Origin of the sequence: Microcystis sp. LE19-195.1E (genome assembly GCF_027532095.1) — a bacterium.
GTDB lineage: Bacteria > Cyanobacteriota > Cyanobacteriia > Cyanobacteriales > Microcystaceae > Microcystis > Microcystis aeruginosa.
In genome coordinates, this window is the sequence record NZ_JAPZSZ010000049.1 from 1 (window position 1) to 2977 (window position 2977).

At 44.2% G+C, this 2977-nt stretch carries 4 protein-coding genes; 3 read left to right on the forward strand and 1 reads right to left on the reverse strand.

Going from position 1 to position 2977, the window contains the following annotated elements:
- Positions 1-386, forward strand: a 386-nt coding sequence (locus O9300_RS03170; RefSeq protein WP_287970005.1) for a hypothetical protein, incomplete at its 5' end; no start/stop codon positions are given.
- 90 nt (positions 387-476) lie between these two features.
- Here the strand turns inward: O9300_RS03170 and O9300_RS03175 are convergent.
- Entirely contained in the window at positions 477-1484 is a 1008-nt protein-coding gene (locus tag O9300_RS03175) for a hypothetical protein (RefSeq protein WP_287970007.1), read from the reverse strand.
- A 404-nt stretch (positions 1485-1888) separates the two neighbouring features.
- Between O9300_RS03175 and O9300_RS03180 the strand changes: the two genes are divergently transcribed.
- Positions 1889-2179 carry a DUF4347 domain-containing protein gene (locus tag O9300_RS03180; protein WP_287970009.1) on the forward strand — a complete coding sequence of 97 codons (291 nt, stop codon included), beginning with the start codon at positions 1889-1891 and terminating at the stop codon, positions 2177-2179.
- 54 nt (positions 2180-2233) lie between these two features.
- The coding region (locus tag O9300_RS03185; RefSeq protein WP_287970010.1) for an RpnC/YadD family protein at positions 2234-2977 on the forward strand (744 nt) is incomplete at its 3' end.

Here is a 2977-nt window from a genome sequence, read left to right on the forward strand (position 1 = left end):
TATATGAAAAGGAGTTCGAGAGAGAACAGATAATTAAACTGTTTGAAATCATCGACAATATGATGACTTTATCCCCTGAATTGCAGTCAAGTTTAGAGAGTAAAATCAAACAATTTGAGGAGGAAAGAACCATGCCTTTAATCAGTAATATGGAATTGCGAGGAATAGAACAGGGTAAGAAGATTGGCAAGGAAATTGGGGTGTTAGAAAATAGCCGCGATGACATAAAAACAGTTTTAACTGTGCGGTTCGGACAGATTTCTTCAGAAATTGAAGAGATGATTGACAAAATCACTAACCTTGCTCTCTTAAAAGAGATACTAAAATCAGCAGTTACCGCTAATTCTCTCGCAGAATTTAAGCAGTCTTTGGCAAAAATCCAATAAGAACATCTTACTCTAGGGTGCTGCACTGCCCACCCATTCACCTTTAAACCCTTATTTAATGGTGGTGGGCAATGCCTACCCCGGGAAAAACTACGGGGTGAGCGATATCGGTCTTCGGGCCTTTAAACGAATCCCGCACTGGCCTGTCGCGGAGGAGCGTGCGAGCCGGTAATCGGTAGAGCGCCCCGTGGTTTTGTCCTTAACGCTGAAAGTGATCGAGCCATCTGACGACTGTTCGATACCGGCCGGTCCCTCTAGAAAAGCTCCCTCTCGAACGGTAGCGACCGGTTTGAAAGCGCCTTGTATTTCCACAAAAAGGGACTGACGGGTAATTCCCCACAACGGCTCCTTATCCACTTTTTGAAACAAACTCAACCAACTTCCGGCGAGTGTCTTGGGAACAGCGATCGCTATCGCCAGTGGCCCTGCTTTTATTTCCCTAAGAAAAGGATCGCGGAAACGACCAGCGTTAGTTACGAAAGTTCTCCCAGAGTGAGTGCTGTCGATGTACCACCCAGTTATACCGTTCCGACTCCGCGCACTTTCTCCTGAAAGTATGGTGGTGACAGTAATCCCATCGTAAAAGAACAACTCATCTTTTATGCCTCTGAGCAAAATACCTCGTAATCGCGGGACATCATAAACAGGGTAAACAAGACTAGCACCCCGTGCGATCGACTCCATCTCTTTCCCTTCTCCAGCAATGATCTCCAAGGTGGTGAGGGATGATCGTCCCCAAAATGTAGCGGGATGACCAGTGATCAATACGCGATCCAACGCCTGGCTGTAAACTCCCTGAGCGAGGAGACAATTACCCCAGAAACGATGCCAAAACGAGCAGGGTCGCTCGTAGAGTTCGGGAAGTGCCTTCGGTGTACCAAGGGTAGGGGGGTTAGCATTCAGATCGAGCCGGGCCATGTAATCGATTTGTCCCCCATCGATCCAGAGCCAACCATCTTGTGTCGAAACCAGAGCGTCAATCTGGCCGTAATCGTATTGCGGGGCCCTCACCGATACCAGAGGCGTTGCAGCGCCGCTCCGTTTCAGTAGCAGGGTATCGACACCGGAGACGACCACCTCCAACGATTGGCCCCGCATTGGGATTGTTACTCGTGCTGTTTTATTCGGGGATAATGTTAATCTCGTCTCGGGTTTTCGCTCTACTGGTGAGAGGCAATATTTATCTAAAGGTTCGGCTATAACTCGCGGAATGTTAGCGACGAGAATTAAAAAAAACAATCGAAAAATAGGTCGCCACCCATTCCGATAATCATACCGACCACCCCAAGAATGGCTAAATAACATAAGCGGTTTCTGTGACATTTTCCCGAAGCTGATTGCCTGCCTTCTCGACTTGTCCTTATCCTACATTCTCAACAGAGAAAACGGGTTTCTTTGAGAAACCCGTTTTCTGTATAATCTTAATTTTTGTTACAGCACCATTGAAAAATTGGGGATTGTTGGGCTAAAACTGTTAGCAATAAACCTTTGCTGTCAGTGTCATGACTTCTTCACTGTTGCCGATTCTTCCTGCTATTGACGATATTTTATTCAATTTTGCTCAATCTGATGGCTTGAGTCAAGCTAATCAGGTGAATAGTGCGAGAAATCAGCGTTTAACCGCTACCGTAGTTTTCCTCGATGCTGGTGTTGCCGATTATCAAAGTCTCCAAGCTGGGGTAATTCCAGAAGTCGCCACCGTTATTCTCACTCCCAATCAAGACGGAATCGAACAAATATCCGCTTTTTTACCACAAAATCCCCAGATTGCCACCATTCACGTCTATTATTAAATCGGTGCGTTACGCTATCGCGCTTCACAGCCTACGAGTAAGCAAACAACTCAAATGAACCCAACAACCGCCAATTATGATGAACCCTGGAAAGAAGCATTAAGCGAGTATTTTGAAGCGTTTTTATGCTTCTTTTTTCCCGAAGTTCACCAACTAATTGATTGGACAAAAACTCCCGAATCCCTGGAAAAAGAACTGAAACGGATTACCGCTTCAGCTAAGACAAAAAAACGTTTCGCTGACAAACTTTATAAAGTCTGGTTACTCAGGGGTGAAGAAATCTGGATTTTGATTCATATTGAAATTCAAAGTCAATACGAAGAAAATTTCCCTCAGAGGATGTATATTTATAACTATCGGGCCTTTGATTTGTATCAGAAACCAGTTATCAGTCTGGCAATTTTAGGAGATGAACGAGTAAATTGGCGACCAGATTCCTATAATTATACTATCGCTGGCTGTGAAGTGAGTCTGAAATTCCCAACGGTTAAATTACTGGACTATGAGGAAAACTGGTCAGAACTAGAAACAAGTAGCAATCCCTTTGCTATAATAGTCATGGCACACCTGAAAACAAAAGCGACTACTGGGAAGCTGCCACAACGGGAACAGTGGAAGTGGAAGTTAATCAGGGGATTATATGAAAAGGAATTCGAGAGAGAACAGATAATTAAACTGTTTGAAATCATCGACAATATGATGACTTTATCCCCTGAATTACAGTCAAGTTTAGAAAGTAAAATTAAACAATTTGAGGAGGAAAGAACCATGCCTTTAGTAAGTAATATGGAGTTACGA